General features: G+C 71.6%; 12 protein-coding genes. 10 read left to right on the top strand and 2 right to left on the bottom strand.

Annotation, left to right across the window (positions count from 1 at the left end):
* Window positions 1-34 precede the first annotated feature (34 nt).
* The gene (locus ABIA38_RS15630; RefSeq protein ID WP_424639224.1) at window positions 35-1,171 is read right to left on the bottom strand and encodes a glycosyltransferase family 4 protein; all 1,137 of its coding nucleotides are present in this window, start codon (window positions 1,169-1,171) and stop codon (window positions 35-37) included.
* 155 nt (window positions 1,172-1,326) lie between these two features.
* Between ABIA38_RS15630 and ABIA38_RS15625 the strand changes: the two genes are divergently transcribed.
* The 7 genes from ABIA38_RS15625 to ABIA38_RS15595 all read left to right on the top strand — a co-directional run bounded on the left by ABIA38_RS15625 (window position 1,327) and on the right by ABIA38_RS15595 (window position 12,453).
* On the top strand, window positions 1,327-2,517 hold the full coding sequence (locus tag ABIA38_RS15625; protein ID WP_424639223.1) for a glycosyltransferase: 1,191 nt from the start codon (window positions 1,327-1,329) through the stop codon (window positions 2,515-2,517).
* Window positions 2,518-2,664: 147 nt separating this feature from the next.
* Window positions 2,665-4,572, top strand: a complete 1,908-nt coding sequence (locus ABIA38_RS15620; protein ID WP_424639222.1) for an AAA family ATPase — start codon at window positions 2,665-2,667, stop codon at window positions 4,570-4,572.
* Window positions 4,572-5,675, top strand: a complete 1,104-nt coding sequence (locus tag ABIA38_RS15615) for a glycosyltransferase (protein WP_424639221.1) — start codon at window positions 4,572-4,574, stop codon at window positions 5,673-5,675. The genes ABIA38_RS15620 and ABIA38_RS15615 overlap by 1 nt, the downstream gene beginning before the upstream one ends.
* Window positions 5,672-6,757 carry a GNAT family N-acetyltransferase gene (locus ABIA38_RS15610; RefSeq protein WP_424639220.1) on the top strand — a complete coding sequence of 362 codons (1,086 nt, stop codon included), beginning with the start codon at window positions 5,672-5,674 and terminating at the stop codon, window positions 6,755-6,757. The genes ABIA38_RS15615 and ABIA38_RS15610 overlap by 4 nt, the downstream gene beginning before the upstream one ends.
* Window positions 6,758-6,853: 96 nt before the next feature.
* Window positions 6,854-8,335, top strand: a complete 1,482-nt coding sequence (locus ABIA38_RS15605; RefSeq protein ID WP_424639219.1) for a hypothetical protein — start codon at window positions 6,854-6,856, stop codon at window positions 8,333-8,335.
* Window positions 8,332-9,492 (top strand): DegT/DnrJ/EryC1/StrS family aminotransferase, encoded by a 1,161-nt coding sequence (locus tag ABIA38_RS15600; RefSeq protein ID WP_424639218.1) that lies wholly within the window; start codon window positions 8,332-8,334, stop codon window positions 9,490-9,492. The genes ABIA38_RS15605 and ABIA38_RS15600 overlap by 4 nt, the downstream gene beginning before the upstream one ends.
* Before the next feature lie 768 nt (window positions 9,493-10,260).
* Window positions 10,261-12,453 carry a hypothetical protein gene (locus ABIA38_RS15595; RefSeq protein ID WP_424639217.1) on the top strand — a complete coding sequence of 731 codons (2,193 nt, stop codon included), beginning with the start codon at window positions 10,261-10,263 and terminating at the stop codon, window positions 12,451-12,453.
* A gap of 19 nt (window positions 12,454-12,472) precedes the next feature.
* Here the strand turns inward: ABIA38_RS15595 and ABIA38_RS15590 are convergent, their stop codons facing one another.
* Window positions 12,473-13,006: an Lrp/AsnC family transcriptional regulator gene (locus ABIA38_RS15590; protein ID WP_424639216.1), complete on the bottom strand. Its 534-nt coding sequence runs from the start codon at window positions 13,004-13,006 to the stop codon at window positions 12,473-12,475.
* Between the two features lie 109 nt (window positions 13,007-13,115).
* On the opposite strand from ABIA38_RS15590, the gene hppD reads away from it, so the two are divergent.
* The 3 genes from hppD to ABIA38_RS15575 are packed head-to-tail and all read left to right on the top strand — an operon-like array spanning window position 13,116 to window position 16,412.
* Window positions 13,116-14,285 carry a 4-hydroxyphenylpyruvate dioxygenase gene (gene hppD / locus ABIA38_RS15585; RefSeq protein WP_424639215.1) on the top strand — a complete coding sequence of 390 codons (1,170 nt, stop codon included), beginning with the start codon at window positions 13,116-13,118 and terminating at the stop codon, window positions 14,283-14,285.
* Window positions 14,286-14,340: 55 nt separating this feature from the next.
* Entirely contained in the window at window positions 14,341-15,543 is a 1,203-nt protein-coding gene (locus ABIA38_RS15580) for a homogentisate 1,2-dioxygenase (protein WP_424639214.1), read from the top strand.
* Window positions 15,540-16,412 (top strand): hypothetical protein, encoded by an 873-nt coding sequence (locus ABIA38_RS15575; RefSeq protein WP_424639213.1) that lies wholly within the window; start codon window positions 15,540-15,542, stop codon window positions 16,410-16,412. Before ABIA38_RS15580 ends, ABIA38_RS15575 begins: the two co-directional genes overlap by 4 nt.
* Window positions 16,413-16,416: the final 4 nt, after the last annotated feature.

Genomic DNA, 16,416 nt, shown 5'->3' with positions numbered 1-16,416 from the left:
GCCCTTTGTCAGCCCGGCCGTTGGCGTCCGGACCTCATCGACACTGCTCGTCGAGCAGCGCCGTCCACGCGTCCACGACGGTCTCCATCGTGTGCCGTTCCAGGCAACGGGCCCTGGCCGCCTGCCCCATCGCATCGCGATCGGCCAACACCCGGCGGATCGCGGCGACCAGGGGCGCCGGGTCGCCGGGGCCCGGACCGACTTCGGCGAGGGCTCCGGTGACCCCGTCCACGACCACGTCGCGGACGAAGCCGACATCGGTCGCGGCGGCCGGGATCGCGGTCAGTCCCGCCTCGACCAGCACGCCGGGCACCCCCTCACTGGTACTGGACAACACCAGCACGTCGCCCGCGCGATAGACCGGGCCCAGGTCGGCGAGATTGCCGGTGAAGGTGATCCGGCCCGGCGCGCGCCGCTCGGCGAGCGATTCCAGGGCGGCCCGTTCCGGGCCCTCGCCGGCCACCAGCAGGTGACACGGCGGGAGTTCGGCCATCTCGCCGGAGCCGGAGCCGGAGCCGGCGCCGGCACCGGCGGCGAGCAGCGCGAACGCCTCGATGGCCAGCGCCACCCGCTTCTCCACGGCCAGCGCGCCGACCACGATCAGCACCGTGGCGTCCACCGGCAACCCCAACTCGGCGCGCGCCTTGGCCCGATCGGTCGCGTCCGGCGGGGGAAATCGTTCCGGGCGCCGCCCGTTGGGGATGGCCCGCACCCGCGCCGGCGCCAACCGGTAGGTGTCCAGGAGGATCTGCCGACCCGTCGGGGACACCGAGGCGATCGCCGCCGACCGGCGCAGCAGCAGGCCCACCCGGGCCCGGCGCAGCGGGTCCCGGGCCCAGTGCCGGGGATCGCCGATGTTGACGTAGACGAATGGTGTCCGGGTGCCCGCGAGGGCGATCCCGCACGCGTCCAGGGTGGTCGAGCCGTGCGCGATCACCACGCCCGCGCCCGACGCGCGTCGGCGCAGCGCGCGCAGCGTGCTCGGATGCAGCCGGCCCGGCCCGAGCAGCGGGATGTCCATCTCGCCGGAGCCCGCCAGCGCGACGATCGACGAGGCGCGCCCACGATCGCGCAGGGCCGCGTCCAGATCGTGCGCGAAGGCCTGTGAGCCTCGGCGTCGGGGGTCGGTGACGACGTGCAGGACCGCACGCCGGTCCGTCGGTGCTCCCATGAGGTGACAGGTTGTCACGAATCCCGCCCCGCCGGGGGCGTATCGATGACATGCTCAGCCGTGCGGGGTGGGGGCGCCCCGGCGTCGGCGGCTTCGGGTGCGGTCGGCGGGGTGGCTGGTGGGATTGCCGGCGGGGGGATGGCAGAGGTGATGCAGTGCACGTGCTCCAGGTGATCGACAGCGTGGACCGGGTCGGTGGGGCGGAGCGGGCGGCGGTGGCGATGGCCCCGCAGCTGATTCGGCGAGGGATCACGCTCGATATCGCGTATCTCCTGGATCTGGACGGGTTTCAACCGGAGTTGGCCGCCGCGGGCGCGACCTTGTTCGGCGTGCATCGGGGTTCGCGGGCCGGTTCGACACACGGGCTGGCCCGGCTGATCCGGGATCGGCGGCCGGATCTGGTGCACACCACGCTCTACGAGGCGGATGTCGCCGGGCGGATCGCCGCCCTGGTGACCGGTGTTCCGGTGGTTTCCAGCCTGGTCAACACCGCGTATGGCGCGGAGATGCGGGCCCAGCCGGGGATTCGGCCGTGGAAGTTGCGCGCCGCGCAGGGCCTGGACGCGGCCAGCGCGCGTGGCGTACGCCGGTTCCACGCGCTCACCGACCATGTGGCAAATGTGATGGCCCGCCGGCTCGGGGTGCGCCGGGCGCGGATCGAGGTGGTGCCGCGGGGCCGCGATGGCGAACTGCTGGCCACCGCCCGGGATCGGCGCGCGGCGACGCGCGGCGCGCTCGGGTTGGCCGAGGATGTCCCGGTCCTGCTCACCGCCGCCCGGCAGGAGTACCAGAAGGGGCTGGACGTACTGCTCACCGCGTTCGCCCGGGTCCGCCGCGAACTCCCGGACGCGGTACTGCTGCTGGCCGGTCCGCCGGGTGGGCAGACCGAACTGTTGCGCGAGTCGGCGGCGCGGCTGGCGCAGGAGTCCCCGGGTGTGCGCGAACCCGTGCGGTTTCTGGGACATCGGGACGACGTGCCCGATCTGATGGGCGCGGCCGATGTGTTCGTGTTGCCCTCGCGCTGGGAGGGGCTGGGCAGCGTACTGATCGAGGCGATGGGGGTCGGGACGCCGATCGTCACCAGCGATCTGCCGCCGGTGCGCGAGATCACCGGCTCCGGCGACTGCGCGGCGCTGGTGCCGCCGAACGCGCCCGAGGCGCTGGCGACGGCGCTGGTCGCGGCCCTGACGGAGCGGGAGAAGACCGCGATGCGCGCGGAGGCGGCGTATCGACGTTTCGGCGAGGAGTACACGATCGACAGTGTGTGCGACCGGATGGTCGCGTTCTATGCCCGAGCCCTCGACCCCCGAGCCGGCCGTGACGCGTCGTCGGGTTCGGTGCGGTGAGCGGCGCGCAACCACCTCGGGTCGGATCTCGACGGAATCTCCACACTTCCGGCACCGTCCCGGGCCCGATCGGCATCGCGTTTGCTCTACGTTTGGCCTGCCTCGCGGTCCGCTCGCGGGACGGGAACTCGAACCGGAGGGGGACCGGTGGAAACCTCTAGCTACTTCTCCGTACTCCAGCGCCGTTGGCCGCTGGTGCTGGCGTGTCTGGCGATCGGCCTGCTGGCCGGCCTGGTGCTGACCCCATCGGACCCCAAGGGCACGGGCAATCAGTGGACCAGTTCGGTCAATGTGCTGCCCGCGGCCAACTCGGCGAAGGACTTCAATCTTGCGCCCGTACAGCTGATGACCGACGGCGGCGAGGTGGCCCGCCGGGTGGCCAAGCGGCTGAACAATCCGGATCCGGCCGTGCTGGCGGCCAAGGTCACCTCACAACTGAACCCGAATCTGGGCCTGGTGGCCATCTCGGCCAAGTCGCCCTCCCGCAGGACGGCCGAGGATCTGGCCACCGCCTGGGCGCAGGAGACGGTGTCCGCGTTCGCCGATTCGCAGCGCCGCACCCGCCAGGGTCGGGCGGACGGCATGACCGCCCAGTTGGACAAGCTCAGGAACGACCTCGACATCCTGGATCGCATCGTCACCAAGAAGGCCACCCAGCAGGCCGAGTTCGACGCGAAGCGCGGGCAGTACACCACGCTGGTGGGTCAGCAGCAGGATCTGCTCAATCCGCTGAACGACCCGAAGATCGAGGTGATGGACGGCCTCAAGAGCACGCCGAACTCCACCACGAGCATCCTGGCGCCCACGTCGCGGCCGTTGCGGATCGGCCTCGCGGCGGCGCTGGGGCTCGCGCTCGGGTTGATCGCGGCGCTGATGGTGGACCGGATGGACGTGCGGTTGCGCGGCCGGATCCGGTTGGAGGACGCGTTCGGGCTCCCGGTGATCGCCGAGGTGCCCAGGGCGACCCGGCGGCAGCGGGCGGGACACGCGGTGCTGGTCGCGGGTCGCCCGGAGAGCCCGGTGGCGGAGGCGTATCGCACGCTGCGTTCGGCGCTGCTGCTGTCCGGGCCGCCCGGGCTCGCCTACCGGCTCGGCGGCACCGATCCGCGGCACAGTCGCGGCACCACGATGCCGGCGCGGCGGGTCGGCGATCCGGCGCCGGTGATCCTGGTGGTGTCGCCGCGACCGGGTGACGGGCGCACCAGCACGGTGGCCAACCTGGCCGCGGCGCTGGCCGAGGCGGGTCGTTCGGTGCTGGTCCTGGACTGCGACTTCCGCAACCCGGCCACCCACCTCTACCTGGGCGCCAAGCCCGGCAAGGGCATGTCGGAGGTGTTGCTCGCCGAACAGGAGATCGACCTCGGCGACGTGGTGCGCGGGACGAACATCCCCAATGTTCGGCTGATCACGGCCGGCGCCCCGGCCGCCTATCCGGCCGCGTTGCTCCTGCGGGCCGGCGAGGTGGTCCAGCGGGCCCGCCATCACGCGGACGTGGTACTGGTGGACAGCGCGCCGCTGCTCTACGCGAACGACACCAACGACCTGGTGCAGCACGCGGACGCGATGCTCGTGGTGGCCCGGAGCGGGAACCTGACGGCCGATCAGGCGTCCCGGGTGGGCGAGCTGTTGACCCGGACCGGGGTACCGATCGCCGGGGTCACGCTGCTCGGGGTGGATGCGACCCGGTCGATGGGCGGTGGGCTCAAGCGCGGCCCGCGTAGCGGACCGGTGGGTCGTATGGGTTCGTCCGCGGGGCTGGTGCTGCGCGGACGCGGCGCCGGCTCGACGCCGGAGCCGGCCCAGGACACCGAGCGGGCCGCGCCCAGTTGGGCCAAACGCGGCGAACTCACCGAGGCCGCGCCGAAGTCGGCCGATGCCGAGGCCGGCGGGCACCGCGCCGATCCGCCCGCCGCGAGCGGGGAAACGTCCGGAGCGGGCTTTCGGGTGGAGTCCGCCGCCGAGCGGGCGCTGCGCAACGGCGCCGGCGACGGCGCGCATCCGGGACCGCACTTGGACACGTGGTCCGCCGTCGAACTCGGGTCGGAGGAACGCTGATGGGTGAACGCGTCCGCGTCCTGTGGCTCGCCAAGGGCCTCGGTCGCGGTGGCGCCGAGCAGTTGCTGGTCAACTGCGCGCGGCACCTGGACGAGGAACGCTACGAGGTCGAGGTCGCCTACGTACTGCCGTGGAAGGACGCGCTGGTGCCGACCCTGCGTGAGCTGGGCATCGAGGTGCACTGCCTGGGCGGCGGCCGGGCCTGGCCGGTGCGGCTGCGCGCGCTGCTGCGGGCGCGCCGCTACGGGCTGATCCACACACACATGCCGGTGCCCGCGGTGGCCGCGCGCGTGCTCGCGGGCCGGGTGCCGCTCGTGCACACCGAGCACAACATGTGGCCGCGCTATCGGCGCCCCACCCGGCTCGCCAACGCGTGGACGTATCGGCGCAACGCCGCGGTGATCGCGGTCTCCGCGGCGGTGGCCGAGAGCATCGACCGCACCCGGCTGCGGCGCGGGGTGGTGCCGACGGTGATCCACCACGGCCCGGACCTGGGCGACGCGTACACCGGGCCCGGCGCGCGCGAGCGGGCCCGGCAGGCGTTGCACCTGGACCAGGAGGCGTTCACCGTCGGCACGGTGGCCAACTTCACTCCGAAGAAGGACCAGTTGGGCCTGCTCGACGCGCACGCGCTGGTCCGGGCTCGGGATCCGGGCGCGGTGCTCGTGCTGATCGGCTCGGGACCGCTGGAGGCGACGCTGCGCGAGCGGGCGAGCCGGGCCGACCTCAAGGGTTCGGTGGTGTTCGCCGGTTCGCGCGGCGATGTGCCGGCGCTGCTGCCGGCGTTGGACGTGTTCGCGCTCAGTTCCCGGCAGGAGGGGTTGCCGGTGTCGTTGATGGAGGCGATGACGGTCGGTTTGGCGTCGGTGGTGACCGCCGTGGGCGGGATGCCGGAGATCGTCACGGACGGGATCGAGGGCACGGTGGTGCCGGCGGGTGATCCGGCGGCGTTCGCCGCCGCGTTGCTCGCGTTCGCCGAGGACCCGGCGCGTCGGCGGGCCTGCGGGGAGGCGGCGCACAAGCGCTCGGACGAGTTCGACGTCGCGGGCGCGCAGCGGCGGATCGAGGACGTGTACGCGAGGGTGTTGGAGGGATCGCGGTGAGCGGGCAACAGGTCGAGAATTCCCCTTTCACCGTCCGGGAGTTGGGCGAGCACGACGAACCGCGGGTGCCGGCCCTGCTCGGTGCGGCGCTGTCGGGTGGGCCGACCGGGGAACGCACCTCGGAGTTCTTCCGCTGGAAACATCGGGACAACCCGTTCGGTGCCAGTCCGGGGCTGATCGCCGAGGCGGCCGGTCGGGTGGTCGCGGTACGGCTGTTCCTGCGCTGGGAGTTCGTGCTGGGCGGCGAGGTGATCCGGGCGGTCCGCGCGGTGGACACCGCCACCCATCCGGACTACCAGGGCCGCGGCCTGTTCCGCCGGTTGACCACCGATCTGCTGGCCCGGATCGAGGCGGACACCTCGCTGGTGTTCAACACCCCCAATGGGAACAGCCTGCCGGGCTATCTGCGGATGGGCTGGCAGGAGGTCGGCAAGGTACCGATCTCGCTGCACCCGATCCGGCCGCTCGCCTTCGCGCGCGGGCTCAAGGAGTTGCGCGCCACCGGCGATCTGACCGGCGCCTCGCAGACCTGGAACTCGGTGGATCCGGGCGCCCGTTGCCGCTTCCCGACGGCCCGACAGTTCTTCTCCGACGCCAAGGCGGCGGTGGGCTTCGACGAGTTGGTCGCCGAGGCGGACGCGGGCGACGCGGCGATCGGGCACGACAAGCTGCGTACCGCGCTCACCGGTGACTTCCTGCGCTGGCGCTACGGGGACGCGCCCGGTTTGGACTACCGGGTGGTGGCCTCGTACAAGAACGGCGAGTTGACCGGTGTGGTGTTCGGCCGACCGCGGCTGCGCGGCCCGCTGGTCGAGTACACGCTGTCCCAGATGGTGGTTCGCCCCGGCGACCGGGACACCGCCCGCAAGTTGTTCTCCGGGGTGGCCATGTCCGGGTGCGATCACGTGGCCACCCATCTGGCCCGCGGCTCGGAGGCGGCCCGGGCGGCCCGCTACGCGGGATACGCCACGCCGCCGCGCACCGGCATGTTGCTGGTCGCGCGGACCGGGCACCCGCAGCCGATCGACGTCCACGACCTGCGCTCGTGGCAACTCTCCCTGGGGGACTTGGAGGTCTTCTAGCCCCGCGGCGGGCAGCCGCCGGACCGGCCGCAGCCGGCTCCCACGCGCACCGCCGCCCGACGTCGCGCCGGTTCGCCGTCCCTGCAAGGAGTTTCGTTGCCGTCCCGACTTGCGTCGTTCCACCGGTGGGTGCCGCCACCGCGACTGCCGTGGGGTTCGCTGCTCGCGCTCGCCGCGGTAGGCGTCTACGTCTCGGCGTTCGCGTGGGCGATGGAGCATCGCCCGTACGACATCTGGGGCGCGCTGATCGTCTTCCCGCTGCTGCTGACCATCAGCGTGCCGCTGTTGTCCCGGTTCTCCCGCGACGAGCCGCCGTGGGTACGGCGGTTGGTGATCGGCGCGCTGGTGGCCAAGCTGCTGGCCTGCTTCGCCCGCTACTGGATGTCGTTCGTGCTGTACGAGGGGCGCGCCGACGCGGCCACCTACGACCTGGTCGGGCGTACCATCGCGCCGCACTTCCGGGACGGCGACTTCACCGTGGACATCGGGCGCAAGGTGATCGGCACCGGGTTCATCATGATCGTCACCGGGATCGTCTACGCGATCGTCGGCCAGTCGTTGCTGGCGGGCTATCTGGTCTACTCCTGGCTGGGGTTCTGGGGCCTGTATCTGTTCTGGCGCGCGTTCAACGTGGCCTATCCGGACGGCGATCGGCGGCGCTACGGCAAGCTGCTGTTCTTCCTGCCGTCGCTGCTGTTCTGGCCGTCGGGGATCGGCAAGGACACCTGGATGATGTTCACCCTCGGCCTGTCCGCCTACGGCGTGGCGCTGCTTCTGGTGCGCAGGCGTGGGGCCTTCACGTTCCTGATCCTGGGGGCGGTGGGCACCACGATGGTGCGCCCGCATGTGACGGTGCTGCTCCTGTGCGGGTTGTGCGTGGGCTACCTGCTCCGCAATCGGCCGCAACAGGCGTCCGCGCTGGGCCCGTTGCGGGCGGCGTTCGGGATCCTGGTATTGGGCGTGGGCTGTGTGCTCGCGCTCCAGCAGGTGGGCAACTTCTTCGGGACGCCGGGGATCGGCGCGGCGCAGGCGAATCAGGTGATCGCCAAGACGCAGACGCAGACCGCGCAGGGTGGTTCGGCCCAGGTGGTGGACGACTCGGCGGCGTTGTCCATCTCGCCGGCCGCGTTGCCCCAGTCGTTGGTGACGGTGTTGTTCCGGCCGTTCCCGTTCGAGGCGCACAACATCCAGGCGCTCGTGGCGTCGTTCGAAGGCGTCGTGTTGATGGGGCTGTTCGTGGTCGCGCTGCCCCGATTGAAACGTATTCCCGGGCTGCTGATCCGAAGACCCTACGTGGCCTTCGTGATCGTCTACACGCTGGTGTTCGCGCTCGCGTTCGCGAACATCCGCAACTTCGGCATCCTCACCCGGGAACGGGTCCAGGTGTTCCCGTTCGTCCTGGTGTTGTTGGCGGTGTCGAAGCCGGATCGCACCGAGGACGAGGGTGTGGGAGGTCCCCGGCGGCGGGTGATGGGGCGCGGCGCGACGTCCCGCGCGGCCGATTCCGGGGTGGGGAAGTCGGGTTCGATCGATCCGGGGAGTCCCGGGGAGTCCAGGGGGGATGGGATATGGCGATGACCGGCAAGCCGGCGGTGCTCGGTGGGGACCCGATGTTCGCGGAGGGCCTGCCGCTGACGCGCGTGCGGGTGCCCGAGCGGGAGGAGTTGGCCCGGCGACTGGACACGATCCTGACGAGCGGTCAGTTGACCGACGGGTCCACGGTGCGCGAGTTGGAGGAGGCGGCGGCGGCGCAGTTGGGCGTGCCGCATGTGGTGGCGGTGTCGAACTGTACGAGCGGGCTGATGCTGGTGCTGCAGGCGCTGGGGGTGAGCGGGTCGGTGGCGATGCCCGGGTTCACCTTCTCGGCCACCGCGCATGCGGCGCATTGGGCCGGGGCCACACCGGTGTTCGCCGAGGTGGACCCGGATTCGCTGACGCTGGATCCGGGCGACGCGGCCGAACTCCTGGCCGAGTCGGGGGCATCCGCGTTGATGGCCACCCATGTGTACGGAACTCCCTGCCGGGTCGAGGAGTTGGCCAAGGTCGCGGCGGACGCGGACGTGCCGCTCGTCTACGACGCGGCGCACGCGTTGGGCAGCCGGCGGGCCGGTACGCCGATCGGCGGATTCGGGGTGGCGGAGGTGTTCTCGCTGAGCCCGACGAAGGTGGTCGTGGCGGGCGAGGGCGGATTGATCGCGACCCGGGACGAGGAGCTGGCGCGGGCCTGCCGGTTGGGGCGCGGCTATGGCAATCCGGGTGACTACGACTGCGTGTTCCCGGGGTTGAACGCGCGGATGTCCGAACTGCACGCGGCGCTCGCGCTGGTGTCGTTGCGGGGGCTGCCGGAGCGGGTCCGCACCCGTGCGGCGCTGGTCGAGGTGTTCGCGTCGGCGATCCGGGACGTGCCGGGCCTGCGGTTGCCCGCGCTGGCGGCGGGCGATGTGTCGACCTGGAAGGACCTGACGCTGATCGTGGATCCGGCGGCGTTCGGGATGGATGTGCCGACGCTGGCCCGGGCGTTGCAGGCGGAGGGGATCGACTCGCGACGGTACTTCCACCCGCCGGTGCACCGGCAGAAGGCGTACGCCCATCTGGCGGCTCGGCCGCTGCCGATCACGGACGACGTGTCGGCACGGGTGCTGACGCTGCCGCTGTGGTCACACATGGACGCGGGGACGGTCCGGTCGGTCGCGAACGCGGTGGTACGGCTGTGGGAGCACGGGGGTTCCGTGTAGGCGACGGGCGCGCCGTGGCCTCACGCGCCGGCCGGGCTGGTGTTGTGCTTGGCCGGCGCGTGCGGCGGTCGGCCGGGTCGGCGGTGCCGGCCTGCGGCCCGCTCGGCCTCACGCGCCGGCCGAGCTGGGGTCACACTTGGCCGTTGCGTGTGGATGCGGCCAGGGTCGGCGGTGCCGGCCTGCGGCCCGCCTGTCCTCAAGCGCCGGACGGGCTACTCGGCCTCAAACGCCGGCCGGGCTGGATGTGTGCCCGGTCGGCGTTTGGCGCTGCGGAGCCGAGTGGGCTGAACTCGGCTCGGTCGGCGATTCGGGCTCCGGAGCCGAGCAGGCAAAGAGACCAGACGCGCCCCTGAGCATCGTGCCGAGCCACACCTCCAGCCCGGCCGGCGTTTGAGGCCGAGCGGGCCGCAGGCCGGCCCCGCCGACCCGGGCCGCCGTCACACACCCGGTCAAGGGTGACCCCAGCCCGGCCGGAGCTTGAGGTCACGCGCGCCGGTCGAGCCGTACATCCAGCCCGGCCGGCGTTTGAGGCCAAGTAGCCGGTCCGGCGCTTGAGGACAGGCGGGCCGCAGGCCGGTCCGGCCGACCCGGGCGGTCCGCCACACGCGCCGGCCAAGCACAACCCCAGCCCGGCCGGCGCGTGAGGCCAAGCAGGCCGCAGGCCGGTGCCGCCGACGACCCCGGCCAACCCCCACACGCGCCGGCCAACTGCGACCCCAGTCCGCCGCCGCGTGTTTGCCGGGTGCTTTCGGGGGCGACCGTCGGGGGATGGTGGTCGGTCGTCGGGTGTTGGTGTTGCGCGTTGTCGCCTGCGTGGTTCTCGTGTTCGCCGTCGTCGTGTTGAGCGCGGCCGGCACCGCTCGCAGCACCGTGTTGAATCGGGCCTTCTATCAGGCGGCGCTCGACGACGAACACACCTACAGCCGGATGTACGACGAGGTTTTGGTGGATCCGGCCGCCGCGCAGGTGACCCGGGATCTGCTGGCCCGGATTCCGGTGCCGTCGTCCGTGGTGACCGCCAATCTCAAGACCGTGCTGCCGCCCGCGACGCTGCGCGGGATGGTGGACGAGCAGATCGCCGGGACGATCGGGTATCTGCGCGGTGAGCGGGACGAGTTGCGGTTGGTCGTGGATCTGCGGCCGGTGCTGACCAACGTCGGTGGGCTGGCCGAGTTGTACCTCGGGGACCTGGTCGCCAACGTGCAGGGCCGCCCGTCGGCGGACTTCGCCGCGTTTCGGGCCGGCCTCGAATCGACCCTCGACGAGTTGGCCGCCGGGCGGCGGCCGGCCGACTTCCCCGTCTTCCCGCTCGACGCCCCGAGCGTCGCCGCCACCACGGACGCCCTGGTCGCGGTGGTCCCGGCCCAGGCCCGCCCCGGCGTGCGGGTCCAGGTCACCGCCGCGCTGGCCACCGGCGACATCGCCGGCGCGCTCGCCGTGGTCGGCCCGTACGTACTGGGCGGCAACGCCGGTTCGGCGGGCGCCGACCTGGCCGGTCTTACCGACGACGGGCAATGGGACGTCCTGCCGGACCTGCGCCACGCCGGCCTGAACCTGAGCAGCATCTCGACCGCGCGCGGCTTCACCAGGTTGGCCCTGGGTCCGATCCAGACCCTCGCCACCGTGCTCGGCATCGCGGCCCTGCTCGTCCTGTGCTTCACCGGCCCGAAGTCGTGGTCCCGTCGGGTGCCCGCGATCGGCTGGTCGCTCGCCCTCGGCGGCGTACTGGCGGGCGCCCTGGTCCTGCTCACCCGCGTCCGGCTCCCGCGGGTATTGGCCAAACCCTCCCCCACCTGGCCGCATTCGGTGAACGCCCTGATCGGCGACGTCCAGCACGCCGCGATCTCGTCGCTGACCGGCGTCGGCCTGTTCGTCGCGCTCGTCCCGCTCGCCCTCGGCCTGGTCCTCGTCGCGGGCGCCTGGACCTGGCGTCGAGCCGCCGCACGCCGCGCGCTCGACCTGCCCCCACGCCACCGGATCGCACTCGCCGCCACCGTGGCCACACTCGCGATCGCCACCCTGGTCCTGGGCGCGACCGTGGTCCCGGTCGCGGCGGGCAAGAGCGAGGAGCGGCTGTGCCTGGGCTCGATCGAGCTGTGCGATCGCCGCTACGACGAGGTCGCCTACCTCGCCACGCACAACGCGATGGCGACCACCGCCGACCGCTTCATCGGCCCGCTCCAGGATCCGGACATCATCGCCCAACTCAACGCGGGCGCCCGCGGCCTGCTCCTGGACACCTACACCTGGGAGCAGCCCGACCAGGTGCAACCCCGGCTCAGCCTCTCCGGCTTCGCGCCGGACATGCAGGCCGAGATCGTCCGGCTGATCGACCTGGCCAACCCGCCACGCCCGGGCCTGTGGTTGTGCCACGCGCTGTGCCGCGCGGGCGCCCTCCCGCTGGCCCCGACGCTGCACCGGATCGGCGCCTGGCTGGACGCCAACCCGGGTGAGGTGGTCACCCTGATCCTGCAGAACGAGATCACCGGCGAACAGACCGAACAGGCGTTCCACGAGGCGGGCATCGAACGACTGCTCTACACCCCGTCCCCGGATCCGACCGCAAAGTGGCCCAAGCTGGGCGACCTGGTCCGCGACGACAAACGCCTGGTGGTGTTCGCCGAACGAGGCAGCGGCCCGGCACCGTGGTACCGCAACTTCTACGAGTACGGCATGGAGACCCCGTTCGCGTTCACCTCCCCCGCCGAGATGTCCTGCGTACCCAACCGCGGCGGCACCGACAAGCGGCTGTTCCTGCTCAACCACTTCATCACCAACCTGGGCGGCAGCCGACTGGACGCGGGCAAGGTCAACGCCCGCCAATACATCCTCGACCGAGCCCGCACCTGCGAGACCCAACGCGGCAGACCAGTGAACTTCGTGGCAGTCGACTACGCCACCATCGGCGACGCCGCCGGCGCCGTGGAGACCCTCAACGCCGCCCGGGGGCGCTCGGGTTGAGCCCCGAACGCGCCCGCCCCTATGCCCCACCCTCCCGCAGTGCCGGGACCCGGCTCGGGCGGCGGCGTTCGGCGGCTTCGAGCAGTGGGAGGGTGCGCATCGGGACCACCTCGGACAGGACGATGACGCTGGTGGAGCGGACCACCTCGGGGATGCGGTTGATGTCGATCAGGATCTGTTGCAGGTCCTGGTTGGACGTGGCGGCGATGCGGCAGTGCACGTCGGCGATGCCGGTGGTGCCGTAGGCCTCCAGCACCTGGGGGACGGCGGCCAGTGCGGTGGCGACGCCGGCCAGGCCGCCCTGGGCGATCTCCAGTGTGACGAAGGCCAGGACCGGGTATCCGGCGGCGACCAGGTCGACCTCCGGGCCGTAGCCGGTGATCACCCCCGCCGCCTCCATCCGCTCCAGGCGGGCCTGGACGGTGGCCCGGGACACCCCGATCACCCGGGACAACTCCAACATGCCGGCGCGCGGGTGCTGCCGGCCGGCCCGGATGAGACGTACGTCCAGTTCGTCGAGCGTGATGCGCGAATCCTGCAGATCGTCCCGCATATGGCCCTCTCGGCTAGGCAGTTTGTACAGCTCCCAGGTTTGATGTTGTCAGATGTTGCATTCGGAAGTGTACTTCCCGCATCCGTTCCTTTCCGAGGGGATCGTCGTCATGAGCACCTTCACCACCCTTGAGGACACCGACGCCCTCGTCGGCGCCGTCGAACACGACCCGGCGAACGACCCCTTCCCGGTCATCGCGGTCGACCACGTCCGCTTCTACGTCGGCAACGCCAAGCAGGCCGCGCACTACTACTCGACCGCGTTCGGGATGACCTGCGTCGCCTATCGCGGACCCGAGACCGGCTCGCGCGACGTCGCCGAATACATCCTGGTGTCCGGCAAGGCCCGCTTCCGGATCACCGGCGAGGTCCACACCGGCACCGAGGTCGGCGCCTCGATCGTCGCGCACGGTGACGGCGTCACCGACATCGCCATCGAGGTCCCCGACGTCGACAAGGCGATCGCCTTCGCCCGGGAGAACGGCGCGACCATCCTGGTCGAGCCGCACGACGAGAGCGACGAGCACGGCACGGTGCGCAGCGCGCAGCTGGCCACCTACGGCGAGACCCGGCACACCCTGGTGGACCGCTCGGCGTACCAGGGCCCGTTCCTGCCCGGCTTCGTCACCGCCGAGCCGCTGTTCCGCGGCAAGCCGGCCGGCCACCCCAAGCGCTACTTCCAGGCCATCGACCACTGCGTGGGCAACGTCGAGCTCGGCCACATGGACGAGTGGGTCTCCTTCTACAACCGCGTCATGGGCTTCACCAACATGAAGGAGTTCGTCGGCGACGACATCGCCACCGAATACTCCGCGCTCATGTCCAAGGTGGTCACCAGCGGCAACCACCGGGTCAAGTTCCCGCTCAACGAGCCCGCGGTCAGCCGCAAGAAGTCGCAGATCGACGAATACCTCGAGTTCTACGGCGGCCCCGGCGTGCAGCACATCGCGCTGGCCACCGGCGACATCGTCGCCTCCGTGCGGGCGATGGCGGAGATGGGCGTCGAGTTCCTGTCCACCCCGGACAGCTACTACGACACGCTCGGCGAGTGGGCCGGCGAGACCCGGGTGCCGGTCGAGACGTTGCGCGAGCTGAAGATCCTGGTCGACCGCGACGAGGACGGCTACCTGCTGCAGATCTTCACCAAGCCGGTCCAGGACCGACCCACCGTCTTCTTCGAGCTGATCGAGCGGCATGGTTCGCTGGGTTTCGGCAAGGGGAACTTCAAGGCGTTGTTCGAGGCGATCGAGCGCGAGCAGGAGCGCCGCGGCAACCTGTAGGTCGAAGCAGGACGGCTGCAGGGGCGCGGGGAGCGGACGGAGGAGTCGGGCAGTCATGGCGTACTACCGCAGTGTGGGCGAGGTGCCGCCCAAGCGGCACACCCAGCACCGCCGCCCCGACGGCGGCCTGTACTACGAGGAGCTGATGGGCGAGGAGGGCTTCACCTCCGACTCCTCGCTGCTCTACCACCGGGCGATCCCGTCGGCCATCGCGGACGCGAGCGTGTGGGAGGTGCCGGACCAGAGCATCACCGCCAACCACCCGCTCAAGCCGCGCCACCTCAAGCTGCACGAGCTGTTCGCGGACCACGAGTGGAAGGCCGTGGACGCGGTCACCGGCCGCCGGCTGGTGCTGGGCAACGCCGACGTACGGATCTCCTACGTCGTCGCCGGCAGCCCCTCCCCGCTCTACCGCAACGCGCTCGGCGACGAGTGTGTCTACATCGAGTCCGGCTCCGGCACGGTGGAGACCGTGTTCGGCGCGCTCACCGTGGGCGCCGGGGACTATGTGATCCTGCCGCGCGCCACCACCCACCGGTGGGTCCCCGGCACCGACGAGCCGCTGCGCGCGTACTGCATCGAGGCCAACTCGCACATCACGCCCGCCAAGCGCTACCTGTCCCGCTTCGGCCAGCTCCTGGAGCACGCGCCGTATTGCGAGCGGGACCTGTGCGGACCGGTCCGGCCGCTGCTCGCCGAGGGCACCGACGTCGAGGTGCTGGTCAAGCACCGCGGCCTGGGCGGCGAGATCGCGGGCACCCGATACGTCTACCCCACCCACCCGTTCGACGTGGTCGGCTGGGACGGGTGCCTGTACCCGTACGTGTTCAACATCTCCGACTTCGAGCCGATCACCGGCCGGATCCACCAACCGCCGCCCGCACACCAGGTGTTCGAGGGCAACGGCTTCGTGATCTGCAACTTCGTGCCGCGCAAGGTGGATTACCACCCGCTGTCGATCCCGGTGCCGTACTACCACTCCAACGTGGACTCGGACGAGGTCATGTTCTACTGCGGCGGAAACTACGAGGCCCGCAAGGGCTCCGGGATCGGCCAGGGGTCGATCTCGCTGCACCCGGGCGGGCACGCGCACGGCCCGCAGCCCGGCGCCTACGAGCGCAGCATCGGCATCGAGTTCTTCGACGAACTCGCGGTCATGGTGGACACCTTCCGCCCGCTGGGCGTGGGCGAGGGCGGGCTCGCGAGCGAGGACCCGGGCTACGCGTGGACCTGGGCCGGGAAGGCGCCGCGGACATGACCTCGGACGTCGACGCCCCCCAGGCCCTGCACCACTCGTTGTTCACCGGACTGTGGGACGACGCGGCGCTGTTCCCGCCCGGCAACGCGCCGATGGCCGAGGCGGTGCCCGCGCACCGGCTCTACCGCACCGAGTGGTTCGCCGGGTTCGTCCGCTACTTCCTGGTCGGCGTGGCACACCTGCCCGAACTGCCCCCACTGGCCGACGGCGCCGACCCGCTGCGGGTCGTGCTGGTGGCACCGGGCGGGCCGAGCACGGTGGGGCCCGCCGTCCGCACCATCCTGGACACCCCCGGGTTGCTCCTGGCGGGCATCGAGGTCGCCGGCGACGGCGAGATCGGCAAAGCGGTCGCGGTGCTGCACGAACACCTGACGGAGCCGACGGCGGGCTACGTCGAGGTCCGCAACGGCGCGGGCCTCGACGCGGACCTGGACGATCTCGCCGGCACGTACGGGCGGCCCAAGTTCCGCACCGGCGGAACCACCGCGCACGCGTTCCCGAACGAGGCCGAACTGGCCGCGTTCGTGCACGGGTGCCGGCTCCGCGAACTGCCGTTCAAGGTCACGGCCGGGCTGCACAACGCCGTGCGGCACACCGACCCGACCACGGGTTTCGAGCACCACGGTTACCTCAACCTGATGCTCGCCACCCACCACGCCGTCGCCGGCGCCGAACCAAACGCGCTCGCCGACCTGTTGGCCATCCGGGACAGCGCCGAACTCACCCGGATGGCACACGAGCTGACCCTGCCCGAGCGCACCCGCCTACGCGGCTACCTGACCTCGTACGGCACCTGCAGCGTCGCCGAACCGCTCCAGGACGCACTCACGCTCGGCCTGCTCGACGAACCCCCGCACCACCGCGACTGATCCG

The organism is Embleya sp. AB8, from assembly GCF_049739465.1.
GTDB lineage: Bacteria > Actinomycetota > Actinomycetes > Streptomycetales > Streptomycetaceae > Embleya.
This window is presented reverse-complemented; position numbering and strand designations above follow the sequence as displayed.

Excerpts from the sequence above, each read along its gene's own strand:
- ABIA38_RS15630 (WP_424639224.1), bottom strand. The coding sequence starts at position 1,171 with ATGGGAGCACCGACGGACCGGCGTGCGGTCCTGCACGTCGTCACCGAC.
- hppD (WP_424639215.1), top strand. The coding sequence starts at position 13,116 with ATGAGCACCTTCACCACCCTTGAGGACACCGACGCCCTCGTCGGCGCC.
- ABIA38_RS15590 (WP_424639216.1), bottom strand. The coding sequence starts at position 13,006 with ATGCGGGACGATCTGCAGGATTCGCGCATCACGCTCGACGAACTGGAC.
- ABIA38_RS15615 (WP_424639221.1), top strand. The coding sequence starts at position 4,572 with ATGGGTGAACGCGTCCGCGTCCTGTGGCTCGCCAAGGGCCTCGGTCGC.
- ABIA38_RS15600 (WP_424639218.1), top strand. The coding sequence starts at position 8,332 with ATGACCGGCAAGCCGGCGGTGCTCGGTGGGGACCCGATGTTCGCGGAG.
- ABIA38_RS15580 (WP_424639214.1), top strand. The coding sequence starts at position 14,341 with ATGGCGTACTACCGCAGTGTGGGCGAGGTGCCGCCCAAGCGGCACACC.
- ABIA38_RS15575 (WP_424639213.1), top strand. The coding sequence starts at position 15,540 with ATGACCTCGGACGTCGACGCCCCCCAGGCCCTGCACCACTCGTTGTTC.
- ABIA38_RS15595 (WP_424639217.1), top strand. The coding sequence starts at position 10,261 with ATGGTGGTCGGTCGTCGGGTGTTGGTGTTGCGCGTTGTCGCCTGCGTG.